The organism is Thermobacillus sp., assembly GCF_003390775.1.
Taxonomy (GTDB): domain Bacteria; phylum Bacillota; class Bacilli; order Paenibacillales; family Paenibacillaceae; genus Thermobacillus; species Thermobacillus xylanilyticus.
Genome location: NZ_QEWA01000066.1, coordinates 1 through 18,988 on the forward strand (window position 1 = coordinate 1; position 18,988 = coordinate 18,988).

Genomic DNA, 18,988 nt, shown 5'->3' on the forward strand with positions numbered 1-18,988 from the left:
AAAGTGCTGCATAGGAGCCTCCTCCTTTGAGGGTGTTTTTTTGCCAAATTCCACTCTACCAAAGGAGAGGCTCTCTTTCTATGTCCGCTTTTTCCAATCTTTACCCCAACGCTAATTTTACTCTAACGACGTTGACGCTGTGCGCGTACAGATAGGCGGCTTCGGCGCGGTGCTCCTTCATCTGGAACCCGCCGTCCGCCTCCGTGAGGACATGCCGGACGATATCGTTCGCCAGACGCATGATCGGCCGCGGTTCCAGCCTTTCCGACTCCGCCACGGAATTGAAAAATCCCCGGACGGCATCGAACGCCATGGCTCGCAGCACTTCCAGCTGATTGACGGGACTTGTCGAAACTTCGTTCGGCCGCCGGTTGTCGATGTACGCCCCTTCGACATTCATCCGGATCAGGCCGCTTATCATTCTCCGGGTCAGCACCTGTCCGCTCGATAGAATCAAGCGGCCGTCCGTCGTATATAGCGGACGCCCCAGCCTGTCTCCTTCTTCTAGTTCTGAGGTTGGTACCCACCGCATGAAAATCCGCTCCATTATGACTACTTCAAAAATTTTGAACCAGTAAGATCATACCATAGACCCATCCCGCATTTCTGTAACTGCGGCCACAAATTGGACATGAAATTCGAAAAAATTGTCGATTTCCCCCTGATTGCGCGGGCAAAACAACAAGACAGCCCCGCATATGCGGAGCTGTCGGCTCATCTGCTTTACTCCCATTCAATTGTCGCCGGCGGTTTCGATGTAATGTCGTAGACGACGCGGTTGACGTTGTCCACTTCGTTCACGATCCGAACCGAGATGCGTTCGAGCACGTCCCACGGGATCCGCGCCCAGTCGGCCGTCATGCCGTCGATCGACGTGACGGCGCGGATGCCGACCGTGTAGGAATAGGTGCGGGCGTCGCCCATAACGCCGACGCTCTTCATGTTCGGCAGCGCGGTGAAGTATTGCCAGATCTCACGGTGCAGCCCGGCATTCGCGATCTCCTCGCGCAAGATAGCATCGGACTCGCGCACGATGCGCAGCTTCTCCTCCGTCACTTCGCCGAGGACACGGATCGCGAGTCCCGGACCCGGGAACGGCTGGCGCCACACGATCTCCTCGGGAAGACCGAGCGCTTCGCCGACTTTGCGCACTTCATCCTTGAACAGCGTCTTGAGCGGCTCGACGAGCTTGAATTGCATGTTCTCCGGCAGACCGCCGACGTTGTGGTGCGACTTGATCGTCTGCGCCGTGGCGGTGCCGCTTTCGATGATGTCGGTATAGAGCGTGCCCTGGGCGAGGAACTCGAAGTCGTCAAACTTCGCGGATTCCTCCTGGAACACGTAGATGAACTCGTTGCCGATGATTTTGCGCTTCTGCTCGGGGTCTTCGACGCCCTTCAGCTTGTCCAGGAACCGGTGGCTCGCGTCGATCTTCACGACCTTCATGTCGAACTTGCCGGCGAACGTCTCCATGACGCTCTCCGCTTCGCCCTTGCGCAGCAGGCCGTGGTCAATGAACATGCACGTGAGCTGATCGCCGATCGCCTTGTGGACCAGCACCGCGACAACGGACGAATCGACGCCGCCGGAGAGGGCGCAGAGCACTTTTTTGTCCCCTACCTGCTCCCGGATCTCCCGGACCGCGTCCTCGATGAACGTCGTCATCGACCAGTTGCCTTCGCATCCGCAGATCTCGAACAGGAAGTTGCGGATCATCTCGTTGCCGTAAACGGAGTGGCGTACTTCCGGATGGAACTGGACGGCGTAGTAACGCTTCTCCGGATGGCTCATCGCGGCGACCGGCGCGCCCGGCGTGCGGGCGTCGACGCGGAAGCCCGGCGGCAGTTCGACGACTTTGTCGCTGTGGCTCATCCACACCGTCTGCCGGCGGTCGAGACCGCTGATCAACCGGCAATCCGCTTCGAATTCGATCTCGGCCTTGCCGTACTCGCGCTTGCCCGCCCGTTCCACCCGGCCGTTCAATTGATGCGACATCATCTGCATGCCATAGCAGATGCCGAGGATCGGCACGCCGAGTTCGTACACTTCCGGATCGACAAGCGGCGCGTTCTCTTCATACACGCTGTTCGGGCCGCCGGAGAAGACGATCCCCTTCGGATTCAGTTCGCGCAGCTTCGAAGCCGGCGTATTGTACGGCAGCAGCTCGCTGTACACGCCCAGATCGCGGATGCGCCGGGCAATCAGTTGATTGTATTGGCCCCCGAAATCGAGCACCACGATGAGTTCATTCGGCTTGTCCATGGTACGCCTCCCTCAATTCATACCGCTAATTATACTGAACGGATTTTCGGGGCGTCAACGTGCTTGACCCGCCCTGGCGCACCGTCTGCAACTGCTGTCAGACCGTCGGCGCGGCGGCCGATTTTTGCTCCGTTGATGTCGACTCCCTGTACTCGCGGATCGCCTGCAGAACCGCATCGATATGGCCCTTCAAACGCACATTCCGCCACTCGCGGATCAGTCTGCCTTCTTCGTCGATCAGGAACGTCGAACGGACAATGCCCATATACTCGCGTCCGTACATTTTCTTCTGCTGCCATACGCCGTACTTCTCGCACACTTCGTGATCCGGATCGGACAAGAGCAGAAAAGGAAGTCCGTATTTGTCCCGGAACCGGATGTGGCGTTCGACTTCATCCGTGCTGACGCCGATGACGACCGCGCCATGCGCCGTCAGTTCGCTGTAGGCATCCCGGAATCCGCACGCCTGCTGCGTGCAGGTCTGCGTCATATCCTTCGGATAGAAGTACAACACCACAAGTTTCCCGCGAAAATCGCTCAATCGGATATCCCCGTCCGCCGAAGGCAGTGTGAAATCGGGCACCTTTTTTCCGATGGACAGTGCCATGACCGTGCGTTCCTCCCTCGAAATTCTTACATCTTAATATTCATTGTATCAAAATCGGGGCTGCGTTCCGGACAAAAATCGTACAAATTGGCAAACGCTTGATTTTTTCCAGGCAGCCGGGTAGCATGGTTCTCGACGGCGCGTGAAATACATCGTCACGTCGCCAGGTGGCATAAATAGGTCGGCGCGTGAAGCACACCGTCCCATTTACCGCATGAAGCGGAAGGGGCGGTGTTATTTTTTTTCGAAAGGAGACGGGTTGATGGATCAGGCATTCGAAACGCATTATGACGCATGGATGAAGCGGCAGATTGCGGCCAGTGCGGGAGAACGGCGCAGGCGGCTGCAGGAGCACGGCTATTTGGAAAGAAAGCTGCTCCAGAACGTCTGGTGGCCTGCGGTCGGTTCGTTCGAGCACCTGCATGCGGAATACGAAGTTGCAGATTTCAAGGACGGCGTCCGGTTTCTGGACTTCGCGTATCTTCGCATGCCCCACCGGATATGCCTGGAAGCGGACGGATTCGGGCCGCATGCCAGATACGCGGACCGGCACAAATTCTCGGACGACCTGACGCGCCAGAACCACCTGGTCATCGACGACTGGCGGGTGCTCCGTTTCTCGGCGGATGATATCGAGAACCATCCCCGGAAATGTCAGCAGGTCGTTCTTCAACTGCTGGGGCGATTGTTTGGAGGCAGAGACCCCTATGTCGAATTGCCGGTTATGAAAAGAGAAATCCTGCGGTATGCCGCATATTCGCCGGGGCCGGTCAAACCGTCAGAGATCCAGGGATTATTGGGAGTCGGCGACAAAACCGCCCGCAAGCTGTTGAGGGAGTTGGCTGGCGACGGTTATCTGGAACCGGTGAATGGCACCCGTCGGTTTCACAGCTACCAGCTTGTCCGATCAAAAGTGAAACTATTATAAGGCCGCCTCTAACGGCACCTTGTGCCGTAATTTGGCTCTTTGCCGTGCTCTGACGGGCGATTAACGGCACCAAATGCCGTTAATCGCCGATGCCGCGAGGCCCCGGCTGCTCAGCGACGCCAATAACGGCACCTCGTGCCGTTATTGGGCCCACCGCCGCGCTCTGACGGGCGATTAACGGCACCAAATGCCGTTAATCGCCGATGCCGCGAGGCCCCGACTGCTCAGCGACGCCAATAACGGCACCTCGTGCCGTTATTGGGCCCACCGCCGCGCTCTGACGGGCGATTAACGGCACCAAATGCCGTTAATCGCCGATGCCGCGAGGCCCCGGCTGCTCAGCGACGCCTCCTCGCACCGCTGCACGCCGCGACCGGCCGCCGCCCTGCTACGACCCTGCCCCGCGGTAACGCTTCACACCGATGTTCCAGACAACGAGCCCGATGGCCGTGAACACGAGGCCGACCGCCGGCGTGAGCAGCGCCATCCGCAGATCGGCGGCGCCGCTGCGCTCAAGGAAATACGACGCCGGATAGACGCCGACGAACGCGAACGGCAGCAGCCAGGTCAAAACAAACCGCATCGTCCGGTTGTAAATCGTGACCGGATACCGGCCGTAGCTCTGCAGGTTGAACATGAGCGGCAGGATGCCCGTCGGCGCGTCGGTGAAGAACCCGATGGCGGTAAGCGCCGTGTACAAGCCGAAGTACACCATCACCGCGCCCGCCGTCAGCACGAGCAGCATGACGAGATCCGTCCAGTCGAACGTCATGCCCATCTGCCCCGCCGTGACCGCCATGATCACGAGCCCGACGAACGATCCGATCAGCCCCGGCGGGTACATGTTCTCGAGCAGAATCTGGAACAGATTGTGCGCCGGACGCGTCAGCACCCGGTCCATCTCGCCCTTCACGATATACCGCTCGCTGAAATTCCACAGGTCGAAAAAGCAGCTGAAGATGCCGTACGGCACCATGAAATACCCGAACACGAACACGACTTCCGCTTCCGTCCATCCGCCGAGCGTCGGCGTATGCCGGAACGCGATCAGGATGACGATCAGGTTGATCGCCTGGAATGCCAGATCCGACACCACTTCGATCCAGAAGTCGGCCCGGTACGTGAGGCGCGTCTTGGCGTAGTTCTTGAAGTATTCCCAAAGCAATCCGAGGTAAAACATGACGCCGTCTCACCCTCCCTGCACGAACAGCCGCTTCCGCGCCGCCCGCCACATGAGCATGATCGGGATGATCAGCACGACGGCCCATGCGGCCTGCAGCCCGATCGCCGCCAGCGCCTCGTCTCCCGTGCTCCGCCCGGTGAACACCGCGCTCGGCAAATAAGCGATCGCCTGGAACGGCAGCCATTCCGACAGGGCGGCCAGCCAGCCCGGAAACAGCGCGATCGGCACGAGCACGCCGGAGAACAGATCGATGAACACCCGCTTCATGCGCAGCAGCCCGTCGACGTTCTCGATGTAGAACGCCCCCATCCCGGTGAGCAGGTTCAACTCCGCGTTGATAATGAAGCTGAACACCAGCATGACCGCATACAGCAGCCAGACCGCCGGATCTCGGGGCAGCTCGATCGGGAAAATAAGGCACACGACGACCAGCCCCGGCGTCATGAAGAGCAACAGCCGGAACAGCCCTTCGCCGAACCCCTGGAACAATTTGACCAGCAAATAATTGTACGGCCGGATAAACTGGATGGCGACGCTGCCGTCGCGCACCTCGTTCGCGATCTCGCGGTCCAGATTGTTGAAATAGAACGCGCGCGCCATCCAGGTGACCGCCACGTAAGTCGTCATCTGCGCCAGCGTAAATCCCCGGATCGCTTCCTGATCCCCGTAGATCGCATGCCAGAAGAAGAAGTAAGCGCCGATATTTACCGCATAAATGACGATGCCGCTGTAATAATTCACCCGGTACGCCAGCATCATCAGAAACCGGATGCGGATCAGATCCAGGTACATGCTCGTCACGTCGCGCCCACCAGCCGTTCCGCGCCCGAAGCCGAACCCGACTTGTAAATCTCCCGCACGATTTCGTCCGTACTCGTCTCCATGAACTTGATGTCGCGGATGTCAACACCGCTGCCGACGACGCGGGCCAGCGCGTCGGACAGATTCACGTCGGCCGGCACACGCAAAACCGCCGTCATGTCCCTGCCCGCCTGCCAGCTCGCGCCGGGCAGATCCGCCGTCAGCCGCTCCAGCCGCTCCAGCGCTACCTGCTCGCCGAACTGGAGCCGGATCTCGCGCCCGCGGCTCCAGCGCGTCTTGAGCTCGTCCAATCCGCCGTCATAAATGATCCGGCCGTCGTCCAGCATGATGACCCGCGAACAGAGCGCTTCGATATCCTGCAGATCGTGCGTCGTCAGCAGAATCGTCGTGCCGTGCTCGCGGTTGAGCCGGATCAGAAACTCGCGGATTTCCGTCTTGACGACAATGTCGAGCCCGATTGTCGGCTCGTCGAGAAACAGAATCGACGGATTGTGCAGCAGCGATGCGACGAGCTCGCACCGCATCCGCTGGCCGAGGCTGAGCTTCCGCACCGGCCGGTTCAGCAGATCGCCCAGCTGCAGCCGTTCGACCAGCTCGTCCAGCCGCCGCCGGTAATCGGCCATCGGCACGCGGTACACCTTGCGCAGCAGCTGGAACGATTCGATCACGCCGATATCCCACCACAACTGGCTGCGCTGGCCGAACACGACGCCGATGTTGCGGACGAACCGCTCGCGCTCCCGCCAGGGCACATAACCGGCCACCCGAACCGTGCCGGATGTCGGCACCAGAATGCCGGCAAGCATCTTGATCGTCGTCGACTTTCCTGCGCCGTTCTCCCCGATGTATCCGCAGATTTCTCCCTGCGGAATCGTGAAACTGATATCCTTCACCGCCGTCACTTCCACATATTCACGGCGGAACAAATCCCGCAGCGCGCCGGCAAGACCTTCCCGGTTTCGCTGTACTTTGAACGTCTTGCGCAACTCATGCACTTCGATCGCCGGCTGCATGGCAACCTCTCCCTTCCCCCTCGACATTTCCCGGGAAATGACTCTCTATCTTCCGACAACAGTATAGCACTTGTAAGACAGGTCGTGACATTTTATAATCTTTAAGCGTGCAAAGTTAAGCTTGCAAAGTTTTCATGAGCGGAACCATTCGACGAGTTGTGTCGTCAATAGTTAATGTGCAGAACGATTTTTGCGGAGAAGGAGAGAACCGCCATGAAGCCGCGATCATCCCGAAAGAAGAACAAATGGCTGCGCCGGACGCTCTACGGCCTCTTGTCGGTTGCGGTCATTATGATCGGATACGCCGTCTATCAGGCTATTACCATTTACAATGCGCTGGACAACTTCCAGAAGGACGAGTCGGAATCCCGCTTCCAATCGGTGGTGGACAAGACGGTGGAAGCGCCGCCGGAGTGGGAAGGCAAGGAACGCGTCAACATTCTGCTGCTGGGCGGTGACGCGCGCGGACTTGCCGAAGGCGAAGTCGCCCGTTCCGACTCGATGATCGTCGTCTCGATCGACCCGGTCACGAAAAGGGCGCATCTGCTGTCCGTCCTGCGCGACACGTACATCGACATTCCGGGGCACGGCAAAGGCCGGGCCAACACCGCCATCACGCTCGGCGGGCCGAATCTCGCCATGGAGACGATCGGCAACCTGCTCGGACTTGACATCCATTATTACGCTTATGCCGATTTCGAAGGGTTCAAGGCGCTGGTCGACGCCATCGGCGGTGTATATTTCGAAGTCGAGAAAGATATGAACTATGTCGACAACGCGGACAAGAACCGCTATGACATCCACCTGAAGAAAGGATACCAACTGCTCGACGGCGACAAAGCGCTGCAATACGTCCGTTTCCGCCACGATGCGATGTCCGACTTCACCCGGACCGAACGGCAGCGGGAGTTCCTGAAAGCCGTCGCGAAGAAACTGCAGTCGACCTGGAACGTCGTCCGGATGGGACAAATTCTGGAGAGCGTCCAGCCGTACATCGAGACGAACATGCAGGTGTCGGATATGCTGAAGCTCGGTCAGCTCGGCCTGAAGATCCACGTCGCCGGCTCCGCGCAGGTGCCGCCGATGGAGCTCCTCAAGGACGAGAAAGTGGGCGGCGCTTCGGTGCTGGCGGTCCGCGACACGGAAGCCCTGAAAGCTTACGTGCAGGAAGTGCTGGCGAGCGACGAGACGGCCGCGGATACCGAAGGCGATGCGGACGAATCATCGGGCAAGCCTTCCGGTCCCGTCACGAGCAAGCCCGCGGACGAAGCAGAGCCCGCGGCCTGACCGGCCGGCACATCGATATTCATCACGTGGAAGGGGGTTCCGGCCATCGGTGCCGGGGCGCCCTTTTCTTGATGGTTGTCCTGTGAAAAAATATGACCGCAAACGCGAAAGGAGACTTCCCCATGCCCGCAAATACCGGAAGACGCCCGACATCCGCCGCCCTCTACGAAGAAGCGCTTCAGCACATCGTCGGCGGCGTCAACAGCCCCTCCCGCTCGTTCAAGGCGGTCGGCGGCGGCGCCCCCGTCTTTATGAAGCGCGCGCAAGGCGCCTATTTCTGGGATGTCGACGGCAACCGCTATATCGACTATCTCGCCGCCTACGGGCCGATCATCGCCGGACACGCCCATCCGCGCATCGTCGAGGCGATTGCCCGGGCGGCGGAGAACGGCACCCTGTACGGCACGCCGACCGAACTTGAGATCGAGCTGGCCCGCCGCCTGAAAGAAGCGATCCCGTCCATGGACAAGGTCCGGTTCGTGAACAGCGGCACCGAAGCGGTCATGACGACGATCCGCGTCGCCCGGGCCTACACGAACCGGACGAAGATCATCAAGTTCGCCGGCTGCTACCACGGCCACTCCGACCTCGTGCTCGTCGCCGCCGGCTCCGGCCCGTCGACGCTCGGCATTCCGGACAGCGCCGGCATCCCGATCTCGATCGCGCACGAGGTCATCACCGTGCCTTACAACGATCTGGGCGGCCTGCGCCAGGCCTTCGAGCATTGGGGCGATGACGTCGCCGCCGTCCTCGTCGAGCCGATCGTCGGCAATTTCGGCATGGTCATGCCGAAGCCCGGCTTCCTCGAAGGGGTGTGCCGGATGGCGCGCGACGCCGGCGCGCTCGTCATCTACGACGAAGTGATCACCGCGTTCCGCTTCCACTACGGCGGGGCGCAGAACTTTGCCGCGTTCCCCGACCACGCCGCCATCGAGCCGGATCTGACGGCTCTCGGCAAAATCATCGGCGGCGGCCTGCCGATCGGCGCTTACGGCGGCCGGAAGACGATCATGGAACAGGTCGCACCGCTCGGCCCGGCGTACCAGGCCGGCACGATGGCCGGCAATCCCGCTTCGATCTCCGCGGGCCTCGCCTGCCTCGACGTGCTGCGCGAGCCCGGCGTCTACGACCGGATGGACGCGCTTGCCGCCCGTCTGACGGACGGGCTCGCGGCATCCGCGGCGAAGCACGGCGTGCCGCTCACGATCAACCGGATCCGCGGCGCGTTCTCGACACATTTCTGCGCGCATCCGGTCACGAACTATGCCGAGGCACAGGACACGGACGGCGAGGCATTCGCCGCGTTCTTCCGCCGCATGCTCGACCGCGGCGTCTGCCTGGCGCCGTCGAAGTTCGAGGCGTGGTTCCTGACCGTCGCCCATACGGAAGCGGACATCGAGGAGACGATTGAAGCGGCGGACGAATCGTTCCGCCTCGTCGCAGCCGGCGCACGCGACTAAAGCGATCATGCCGCGCCAAATCAAAAAGCCTTCGGACACCGCCGCAGCAGGCGGATGATCCGAAGGCTTCTTCGCATTTCAGGCATCGCGCGTCAGGCCGCGACGTCGCGGCGGCGGAAGACGTACCAGGACAGCGCGATGAAGATCACGTAGTACCCGGCCAGGACGGCGAGGGAAAACCCGAAGGGCCGGTCGGGAATCGGCGTCCCGCCGGAGACATATGACGACAGTCCGTAATTCATGAACAGAATGTAATCCACCCACGGCTTGTCGATCAGGCTGAGCAGCGCCGCCATCATTTGGCCGCCCAGGAGCAGGAAAATCGACAGGCCGATCGCCAGGCTGCCGGACCGGAAGACGGTCGAGATCATGAACGCCATCGTCACCGTAACGATGATCTGGATCAGTTGAAGCCCATAGTAAGCCGACAACCAGACAAAATGGCTTCTTGATCCCTGATTCGGATACGTGTACTCGCCATTGCTTCCGATCAGCACGCCGTTGACCAGCAACGTGAACGCAAGGAGCACGGCCATAAAAAAGAGCACGAAGAGCAGCAGCGATACGTACTTCGACAGCAGAATTTGGGACCGGCTCCACGGGCGGATGAGCAGCAGCTTGATGGTGCCGGTCGAAAACTCGCCCGCCACGCTGTCCGCCGCGATGATGACGGCGAATATCGTGATGAGCGACAGCACGACTTCCGCTTCCAGATAGGAAAAGAACCACATGTCCGGATTGTCATCCAGCATCATGGCGCCGATGGAAATGCCGAGCGGGATGATCAGCATGATGGCCAGCATGATCCAGGTGCGGATCCGCCGGTAAATTTTCATGTTCTCGTTCTGGATGAGCCGCAGAAAATTAACCAATGCGCCCGCCTCCCGTCACTTCGAGGAATTGATCTTCCAGCGACTTCGTCACGGTCCGGATGCCGTATACGCGCACGCCTGCCGCGACAAGACGGGCGTTGATGTCGGCCGCTTCCTCGCGCCCGGCGCTCACCACGATGCCGCCGGATTCCGTCCGCAGGACGGCGCCGCCCAGCGTTTCCGCAGCCGCGTCGGGGCGGTCGACCTCGAACAGAACCTCCGCTTTCTCGCCGCTCTCCGCGCCGCCGTGAATCGCCCGCACATCGATCAATTTGCCGGCCTGGATAATGGCGACGCGGTCGCACATCAGTTCCATCTCCGAGAGCAGGTGGCTCGAGACGAACACGGTTGTGCCTTCATGTTTGGCCAGATGGCGCAGGTAATCCCGCAGCTCGCGGATGCCCGCCGGATCGAGGCCGTTCGTCGGCTCGTCGAGGATGAGCAGCGCCGGCCGGTGCAGAATCGCCTGCGCAACCCCGAGCCGCTGCCGCATCCCGAGCGAATAGGTTTTGACTTTGTCATGTATGCGCGCGGTCAGGCCGACGAGTTCAACCACCTCGTCGATCCGCCGGCGCGAAATGCCGGGAATCATCCGCGCATAATGAAGCAGGTTCTGGTATCCGGTCAAAAATTTGTACAGCTCCGGATTCTCGACGATCGCGCCGACCTGGCGCACCGCATCTTCATATTCGGTCCGGATGCTCCGGCCCCGGATCAGAATCTCGCCCGACGTCATCCGCATCAGGCCGACCATCATCCGGATCGTCGTCGTCTTGCCCGAACCGTTCGGGCCGAGAAAACCGAAGACTTCCCCCGGCGGCACGTCGAACGTCAGATTGTCGATGATCGTGCGATTGCCGATTCGTTTCGTCACGTTCAGCAGCCGCACGACCGGCTCCGTGCCGCCCGTCTGCAAATCCAACACCGAATCCTCCCCCATCCGCGGGCGATTACCGCCCGTCTTTGTACATGTTAATATATTCAATGATTACAATATATAAACGGGGGCAAGCCGGCACAAGTTGCATGGTGTCGCAAAATTGCATCTCCATTCCCATATGAACAAAAAAGTTCCCGCCGGCCGTGCGTGACAGCCGGGGGAACTTCATGACGCCGCCGTTTGCATTCAGCACGCGGCATGCCGGACCGCCGATGGACCCGTTTGAGAAGGTACTGCGGCGGGCGGGGCCTGCGGCGCGGTGTCCAGCGGCTTGAAGACCGTACCCGAACGGCCGGCTTCCGCCGCGGCGGACCGGGCAGTCTCTTCGCCGCCGCAGACCAGGCAGCATCCGAGCGGGTAGACGAGGCGGAAATACCCCGTCCGGAATACCCGGTGGCCGTTTGCCGCATCCTTCAGCTCCTGGCAACCGACGCAGTAGAATTGTTCGGTATCCATCGTCGGTCAACACTCCTTTGCGAAATAGTTCGAAAAACCCTTGAATCGTTACAGTATGGAGCGTCACTTCCTGCTTTTTCGATTGGCTTCGATATGTATCGAAAATGAAACTTTAGATACATTTCGTAACCTCATATTTATAATTTATGACATTTATCGATTCCTGTCAATCCCGAAATCCCGCTCCGGCTGTATCCTTTTGTCGGATGCGTCAGCGTCCGCCGCTTCATTTCGACGGTCCCATGGCCTGAAACTGTTTTGCCAAGTTTCTTGTACTGCCTGTAGAAAAATGTTACGTTATGTATAGACATGACGCCGCAACCGGCAAGTGACTCCAGTCATGACTTGTTCTTTTCCATGCTAAAATTCAGGGATATGCGGATATAGGAGGATGACCATGAACATCGGTAGCCGAATTGCGAAACTTCGCGAAGAGCGGGGCTGGACACAAGAACAAACGGCTGCGGCAATCGGCATCTCCCGGGCGGCTTTGTCCCACTACGAGAAGAACCGGCGGGAACCTGACACCGAAACGTTGACAAAATTTGCCGATCTGTTCAATATTTCCATCGACTACCTGGTCGGTAGAACGAACGTGCCCAATCCTCCGCTCAGTCCGGATGTCCGTGAATTTGTGGATTCCCTTGAACTGTCCGACGAGCAGATCATGGAGCGGTTCTCGCTTTCCGTCGACGGCCGCAAACTGTCGCCCGACGAGACGCGCCGCTTCATCGCCTTCGTCCGCGCCGAGCGGAGCATGCGCGGCAATTGATCGCGCGTCCTGACAACAAACATGCGCATGCCGTCCTTGTGCGGCATGCGCATGATTCATGTTGTCATTCAATTTCCCCCGACCCGGGCCAGATCGCGCGCGTTCGCCTCGAACGCGGCCATCAGCGCCGCTTCCCCGGTCAGGCCGCGATTGTGCATGTCTTCGATCCGCTCGAGCATCCGCTTGTAGTCCTTCGGAATGACCTTGACGAACTTCGCGCGGGAAGCGTCCCAATCCGCGAGAATCTCCTTCGCCCGCTCGCTGCCCGTCAGTTCCGCGTGGCGGCGGATCATTGCCCGCACTTCCTCGCTTTCCCTGCCTGCATCCAGCGTCTCGAGCCCGATCATTTCGAAATTGCAGCGGACCGGGAAATCCCCGTCCTCATCATAGACGTACGCGATGCCGCCCGACATGCCGGCCGCAAAGTTCCGCCCCGTCCGGCCGAGGACGACGACGCGCCCGCCGGTCATATATTCGCAGCCGTGGTCGCCCACGCCTTCGACGACGGCATACGCGCCGCTGTTGCGCACCGCGAAGCGCTCGCCGGCGATGCCGCGGATGTACGCTTCGCCGCCTGTCGCGCCGTACAGCGCCGTATTGCCGATGATGATGTTCTCCTCCGCCTTGAACGTGGCCTTCGGCGAAGGCGCGATGATCAGCTTGCCGCCCGACAGCCCTTTGCCGACGTAGTCGTTCGCATCGCCTTCCAGCGACAGCGTGATGCCGCGAGGCAGGAACGCGCCGAAGCTTTGGCCCGCCGATCCGGTGAAATGGAACCGGATCGTATCCTCCGGCAGCCCTTCCGCGCCGTACCGGCTCGTCACCTCGTAGCCGAGCATCGTGCCGACGACGCGGTTCGTATTGCGGATCGGCAGCGACGCGCTGACCGGCTCGCGCCGTTCGAGCGCCGGCTGCGCCAGCGGGATGAGATGGCGCGCGTCCAGCGACTCTTCCAGGCCGTGGTTCTGCTCCTGCACGTTGCGGCGCGGCGCATCCGCCGGCAGCTCCGGCTGATGGAGCAGCGGCGACAGGTCCAGCCCCTTCCGCTTGCCGTAGCGGACCGCTTCGTCCATCTCCAGCATGTCGACCCGGCCGACCATCTCGTCGATCGTCCGGAAGCCGAGCTCGGCCATGATTTCGCGCAGCTCCTGCGCGATGAACCGCATGTAGTTGACGACGTAGTCCGGGCTGCCCATGAACTTCTTGCGCAGCTCGGGGTTCTGCGTCGCGATGCCGACCGGGCACGTGTCGAGATGGCAGACGCGCATCATGACGCAGCCGAGCACGACGAGCGGCGCGGTCGAGAACCCGAATTCTTCGGCGCCGAGCAGCGCCGCGATCGCGACGTCCCGGCCGGTCATCAGCTTGCCGTCGACTTCGACGACGACGCGGCCGCGCAGATCGTTCAGCATCAGTGTCTGATGCGTCTCCGCAAGACCGAGCTCCCACGGCAGCCCCGCGTGGCGGATCGACGTGACCGGCGAGGCGCCGGTGCCGCCGTCGTAGCCGCTGATCAGGATGACATCCGCGCGTCCCTTCGCCACGCCGGCCGCGATGGTGCCGACGCCGACTTCGGAGACAAGCTTCACGCCGATGCGCGCGCGGGGGTTCGCGTTCTTCAGATCGTGGATCAGTTCGGCCAGATCCTCGATCGAGTAGATGTCATGGTGCGGCGGCGGCGAGATGAGCCCGACGCCCGGCGTCGAACCGCGCGTCTCCGCGATCCACGGATACACTTTCCGTCCCGGGAGCTGGCCGCCTTCGCCCGGCTTCGCGCCCTGCGCCATCTTGATCTGGATCTCGTCGGCGTTCACCAGATAGTGGCTCGTCACGCCGAAGCGGCCGGATGCCACCTGCTTGATGGCGCTGCGGCGCGAATCGCCGTTCGGATCCGGCACATAGCGCCGCGGATCTTCGCCGCCTTCGCCGGTGTTCGACTTGCCGCCGAGCCGGTTCATCGCGATCGCGAGCGCCTCGTGCGCCTCCTTGCTGATGGAGCCGTACGACATCGCGCCGGTCTTGAACCGCTTCACAATCGACTCGACCGGCTCGACTTCCTCGATCGGCACCGGATTGCCCTTCCTGAACTTGAGCAGCGAACGGAGCGTGCGGTGCGTCTCCTCTTCGCCCTCGACGAGTTTCGAATATCGCTTGTACAGCTTGTAGTCGTTCGTCCGTGTCGCGAATTGCAGCGTATGGACCGTCTCCGGATTGAACAGATGGTCCTCGCCGTCACGGCGCCACTGATACTCGCCGCCGGAATCGAGCGCCTCTTCGGCTTCGGCCAGGGAGCTGAACGCCTTCTCGTGGCACTTCAGCGTCTCGGCGGCGATTGTCTCCAGCCCGATGCCGCCGATGCGGGACGCCGTCCAGGTGAAGTACCGGTCGATGACGTCCTGCGCGATCCCGACGGCCTCGAAGATTTGCGCGCCGCGGTACGACTGGATCGTCGAGATGCCCATTTTGGACAAAATCTTGACGACGCCCTTCGTGGCCGCCTTGATGTAGTTCTGCACCGCCTTCTCGTACGCAACGCCCTTCAGCAGGCCCCGCCGGATCATGTCGGCGAGCGTCTCGAACGCGAGGTACGGGTTGACGGCGCTCACGCCGTAGCCGAGCAGCAGCGCGAAGTGGTGCACTTCGCGCGGCTCGCCCGATTCGAGCAGCAGGCTGACCTTCGTCCGCGTTCCCTTGCGGATCAGGTGATGGTGCAGCGCCGAGACGGCCAGCAGCGCCGGGATCGCCGCGTTGTCGCGATCGATGCCGCGGTCGGACAGGATGATCAGATTATGCCCTTTGCCGATGACGCGGTCCGCCGCCTCGCACATCAGGTCGATCGCGTCGCGCAATCCCGCTTCGCCCTCGGCCGCCGGGAACAGGATCGGAATCGTGATCGCCTTGAACCCCGGCCGGCGGATATGGCGCAGCTTCGCGAATTCCTCGTTCGACAGAATCGGCGTCTCCAGCCGGATCTGCCGGCAGCTCTCCGGTTCGGGCTTCAGCAGGTTGCGCTCCGAGCCGATCGTCGTGACGGTCGAGGTGACGATCTCCTCGCGGATGGCGTCGATCGGCGGGTTCGTCACCTGCGCGAACAGCTGCTTGAAGTAGTTGTACAGCCGCTGCGGACGCTCCGACAGCACCGCGAGCGGCGCGTCGTAGCCCATCGAGCCGATCGGCTCGCTCCCCGTACTTCCCATCGGCTCGAGCACCTTGCGGAGCTCCTCGTACGTGTAGCCAAAGGCGGCCTGGCGGATGCGGACCGCCTCGCTGTCCGGTCCCGGCAGTTCGGGCGCGTCCGGCAGATCGTCGAGTCCGATCAGATGCTCATCCAGCCACTCGCGGTACGGTTTTTCGGTCGCGATCGCCTTCTTCACTTCCTCGTCGGAAATGATGCGGCCTTCCTTCGTATCGACAAGGAGCACCCGCCCCGGACGGAGCCGGTCTTTGTACAGCACTTCGTCCTGCGGAATCTCCAGCGCGCCCGTCTCGGACGCGAGGATGATGAAGCCGTCCTTCGTCACGCAGTAGCGCGCCGGACGGAGGCCGTTCCGGTCGAGGATCGCGCCGATCTGCGTGCCGTCCGTGAACGCCATCGCGGCGGGACCGTCCCACGGTTCCATCAGCGTGCTGTGATATTCGTAGAACGCCCTTTTCTCCGGGCTCATGGACTCGTGCTTCGTCCACGGCTCCGGCACCATCATCATCGCCGCGTGCGCCAGCGGGCGGCCGGCGAGGTAGAGCAGCTCCAGCACGTTGTCGAACATCGCCGTGTCGGACCCGTCCGGATCGATAACCGGCTTGATCTTCTCGATGTCGCCGCCGAACAGCTCGGACTCGAGCAGCGTCTGGCGCGCGTGCATCCAGTTGATATTGCCGCGCAGCGTGTTGATCTCGCCGTTGTGGATGAGATAACGGTACGGATGCGCGCGGTCCCAGCTCGGGAACGTATTCGTGCTGAAACGGGAGTGGATGAGCGCGATCGCCGATTCCATCGCGTCGTCCATCAGCTCGGGATAAAACGACTTGAGCTGCTCCGTCGTCAGCATTCCCTTGTACACAATCTTTCTGCAAGACAGACTTGCAGCGTAGAACTTGTCGCCGCCCGGAAGTTCTCCGTAGCGGATCGCCCGTTCCGCGCGCTTGCGGATGACATACAGTTTCCGTTCAAAAGGCAGTCCGGCCTCCGTTCCGGTGCCGCGGCCGATGAACAGCTGGCGGACATACGGCTTCGCTTCCTTCGCGGAGCGTCCGAGCAGCTCGTCGTTCGTCGGCACCGTGCGCCAGCCGATCACTTCCTGCCCTTCCTCGCGGACGATCGCCTCGAGCGTCCGCTCCTGCTCCGCTCGCTGCGCTTCGTCATGGGGCAGGAACAGCATGCCGACGGCGTAATCGCCTTCATCCGGCAGCGTAACGCCCAGTCCTGCCATTTCCCTGCGGAAGAACCGGTGCGGAATCTGGATCAGAATACCCGCGCCGTCCCCCGTATTCGGCTCGCTGCCCTGACCGCCGCGGTGCTCCATGTTCTCGAGGACAGTCAGCGCCCGGCGGATAACGGTACTCGACTTGATGCCGGCAATGTTCGCCACGAAGCCCATGCCGCATGCGTCCCGCTCGTATTGCGGATCATACAGTCCCTGCTTCGGCGGCAATCCCGCGTGCCGCGTTTTCATATCAAGCGCCACCTCACTTCTTGAATGGTGCAAACCGCGTTTCGGCACAAGCAAAGCTTCAAATCCGGCCAAAAATGACTTACAATGTAATGGCCGAAGAAAAGCGGAAATACGAACGGCGGATGCCCATACGATTTGCATCATGGAACTACAGTATAGGCTTAGTCGCCCCGCCGCAAAATGGACTAATCCGCCGATCATTTGCACCGATTCACTTATCCTATGCGGCGCGGATGATCGGCGGCGCATCAACTTTTTTATGGGTGCGATAAGTTTCGTTTGTCGATGCAAATCGTTTCTTTGCATTCCTTATCTTGTCCTTATTCTGATCGGGAAGGTGTGATTTCATTGCGGAAATTGTGGCGGGACAGGCTGCACCCGGCGTTTGCCGCCGTACTGGCCGCCCTGATGGCGGCAAGCATGATGCAAGCGCTGCCAAAGGCGGCGGGTGCCGCCGGCGAGACGGCCGGGGAAGACGGCGTCTACCGCATCGCGGCGCTGGGCGACTCGCTGGCCGCGGGCTATGAGTACGGCATGGAAAAGCAGGCGAATCCGGTGGCCTACGGATTTGTCGAGCGGGTGTGGGAACAGGCGCTCTTCCGGGGCTTCAAAGCGGAGTACGTCAATTACGGCATCATCGGCCTCCGGACCGAAGGACTGGAGAAGCTGCTGGCGCGGGCGGAGCGCGGCGAAGGCTCGGGCCCGGAGGATCTGCTCGCCGAAGGCCAGGAAGCCTTCGTCGATCCGCGCATCAGCAGCCTCGTCGGCGACGGTGCGGCGGTGCGGCGGAATATCGAAAGCGCCGACCTCATCCTGATCCAGGTCGGCGGCAACGATCTGGCCGCTTATATCCAGATGCTGGGTTCGGGCCAAACCGATGAAGCGGACGCGTGGCTGGAAGGCATGCTGGACCGGATTCTGGCGTCGCTGGAAACGTCGATCCGCACCATTCACCGCATCAATCCGGACGCGCTAGTCGTCATCGGCGACCAATATTCGCCGGTGCCGAAGAATATCATGGACCAGCAGGTGCCCTACTATGAGAAGCTGCAGGACGCCGTCAAGCAGACGACCGGGAAGCTGGAGGAATTGTCCGCCCGGTTCGCGGCGGAAGGCCGGGATGTCCGGGTGGCTTACTCGGCGAGCCGCTTCGTCGGCCGCGAACTGACCTACACGAAAGTGCTGGCGGCATATCTGAACAAGGAAACCGACATTCATCCGAATCAGAACGGCTACGACGCCATGGGCCGGGCCTTTGCCGAAGCGGTCTGGGGCGACTACCGCGAGCCTTCGCCCCGGGAAGAGGGCGTGCCGATCACGATCTTCGTGAACGGGAAGGAACTGAAGCCGGGCAATGAAAAGCCGCTTGTCAGGAACAACTTCACCTTCCTCGTCCTGCGCGACATCGCCGCCGCCCTGAAAGCGGATCTGGCATGGGACAACAAGACGAAATCGGCGACGTTCACCTTAAGCGGCCGCAAGGTCGTGCTGACGCCGGGCAGCGCCGTGATGATGGTGAACGGAGAGCCGCGGACGATTCCGGCGCCGCCGTTCACGGAAGGCGGCCGGACCTACGTGCCGCTCGGCGCGCTGTCCGACGCCCTGGGATTCGATGTCGTCTACCGAAACACGCTCAAAACGGCTTTCATCAACGGTTGAACATCCGTCTGCTCCGGCGATCGCTCATCCCTTGTCAATCCCCGTACGGATTCGTAA

Annotated in this window: 15 protein-coding genes; 5 read left to right on the forward strand and 10 right to left on the reverse strand. The window is 61.2% G+C overall.

The window, feature by feature from the left end; genetic code table 11:
- Window positions 1-100: 100 nt before the first annotated feature.
- From C6W55_RS17890 to bcp, 3 genes are all read right to left on the reverse strand, one after another.
- Window positions 101-457, reverse strand: coding sequence for a hypothetical protein (locus C6W55_RS17890; protein ID WP_286894190.1), 357 nt, complete (start codon window positions 455-457; stop codon window positions 101-103).
- A gap of 266 nt (window positions 458-723) precedes the next feature.
- Complete coding sequence (gene guaA, locus C6W55_RS17895) at window positions 724-2,262, reverse strand: glutamine-hydrolyzing GMP synthase (RefSeq protein ID WP_286894191.1); 1,539 nt, start codon at window positions 2,260-2,262, stop codon at window positions 724-726.
- A gap of 97 nt (window positions 2,263-2,359) precedes the next feature.
- Entirely contained in the window at window positions 2,360-2,869 is a 510-nt protein-coding gene (gene bcp / locus C6W55_RS17900; protein WP_286894192.1) for a thioredoxin-dependent thiol peroxidase, read from the reverse strand.
- Between the two features lie 142 nt (window positions 2,870-3,011).
- Between bcp and C6W55_RS17905 the strand changes: the two genes are divergently transcribed.
- On the forward strand, window positions 3,012-3,797 hold the full coding sequence (locus C6W55_RS17905; RefSeq protein ID WP_286894194.1) for a DNA-binding response regulator: 786 nt from the start codon (window positions 3,012-3,014) through the stop codon (window positions 3,795-3,797).
- A gap of 388 nt (window positions 3,798-4,185) precedes the next feature.
- Here C6W55_RS17905 and C6W55_RS17910 read toward each other — a convergent pair whose 3' ends face one another.
- Genes C6W55_RS17910 through C6W55_RS17920 form a run of 3 tightly spaced genes read right to left on the reverse strand, consistent with a single transcriptional unit; the run spans window position 4,186 to window position 6,815 of the window.
- Entirely contained in the window at window positions 4,186-4,977 is a 792-nt protein-coding gene (locus C6W55_RS17910) for an ABC transporter permease (protein ID WP_286894196.1), read from the reverse strand.
- Window positions 4,978-4,986: 9 nt separating this feature from the next.
- Window positions 4,987-5,781 (reverse strand): ABC transporter permease, encoded by a 795-nt coding sequence (locus C6W55_RS17915; protein ID WP_213483754.1) that lies wholly within the window; start codon window positions 5,779-5,781, stop codon window positions 4,987-4,989.
- On the reverse strand, window positions 5,778-6,815 hold the full coding sequence (locus C6W55_RS17920) for an ABC transporter ATP-binding protein (protein ID WP_286894197.1): 1,038 nt from the start codon (window positions 6,813-6,815) through the stop codon (window positions 5,778-5,780). Before C6W55_RS17920 ends, C6W55_RS17915 begins: the two co-directional genes overlap by 4 nt.
- Window positions 6,816-7,028: 213 nt before the next feature.
- Between C6W55_RS17920 and C6W55_RS17925 the strand changes: the two genes are divergently transcribed.
- Both C6W55_RS17925 and C6W55_RS17930 read left to right on the forward strand, forming a co-directional pair.
- Window positions 7,029-8,102, forward strand: a complete 1,074-nt coding sequence (locus C6W55_RS17925) for an LCP family protein (RefSeq protein ID WP_286894198.1) — start codon at window positions 7,029-7,031, stop codon at window positions 8,100-8,102.
- 122 nt (window positions 8,103-8,224) lie between these two features.
- Window positions 8,225-9,562, forward strand: a complete 1,338-nt coding sequence (locus C6W55_RS17930; RefSeq protein ID WP_286894200.1) for a glutamate-1-semialdehyde 2,1-aminomutase — start codon at window positions 8,225-8,227, stop codon at window positions 9,560-9,562.
- A 92-nt stretch (window positions 9,563-9,654) separates the two neighbouring features.
- Here C6W55_RS17930 and C6W55_RS17935 read toward each other — a convergent pair whose 3' ends face one another.
- From C6W55_RS17935 to C6W55_RS17945, 3 genes are all read right to left on the reverse strand, one after another.
- Window positions 9,655-10,434 (reverse strand): ABC transporter permease, encoded by a 780-nt coding sequence (locus tag C6W55_RS17935; protein ID WP_286894202.1) that lies wholly within the window; start codon window positions 10,432-10,434, stop codon window positions 9,655-9,657.
- Window positions 10,427-11,374 carry an ABC transporter ATP-binding protein gene (locus C6W55_RS17940; protein ID WP_286894204.1) on the reverse strand — a complete coding sequence of 316 codons (948 nt, stop codon included), beginning with the start codon at window positions 11,372-11,374 and terminating at the stop codon, window positions 10,427-10,429. The genes C6W55_RS17935 and C6W55_RS17940 overlap by 8 nt, the downstream gene beginning before the upstream one ends.
- Before the next feature lie 186 nt (window positions 11,375-11,560).
- Complete coding sequence (locus tag C6W55_RS17945; protein ID WP_286894206.1) at window positions 11,561-11,830, reverse strand: hypothetical protein; 270 nt, start codon at window positions 11,828-11,830, stop codon at window positions 11,561-11,563.
- Between the two features lie 397 nt (window positions 11,831-12,227).
- On the opposite strand from C6W55_RS17945, the gene C6W55_RS17950 reads away from it, so the two are divergent.
- Window positions 12,228-12,602: a helix-turn-helix domain-containing protein gene (locus tag C6W55_RS17950; RefSeq protein WP_015255945.1), complete on the forward strand. Its 375-nt coding sequence runs from the start codon at window positions 12,228-12,230 to the stop codon at window positions 12,600-12,602.
- 68 nt (window positions 12,603-12,670) lie between these two features.
- Here the strand turns inward: C6W55_RS17950 and gltB are convergent, their stop codons facing one another.
- Window positions 12,671-17,272 carry a glutamate synthase large subunit gene (gene gltB, locus C6W55_RS17955; protein WP_286894208.1) on the reverse strand — a complete coding sequence of 1,534 codons (4,602 nt, stop codon included), beginning with the start codon at window positions 17,270-17,272 and terminating at the stop codon, window positions 12,671-12,673.
- A 348-nt stretch (window positions 17,273-17,620) separates the two neighbouring features.
- Between gltB and C6W55_RS17960 the strand changes: the two genes are divergently transcribed.
- Window positions 17,621-18,931: an SGNH/GDSL hydrolase family protein gene (locus C6W55_RS17960; RefSeq protein ID WP_286894209.1), complete on the forward strand. Its 1,311-nt coding sequence runs from the start codon at window positions 17,621-17,623 to the stop codon at window positions 18,929-18,931.
- Window positions 18,932-18,988: the final 57 nt, after the last annotated feature.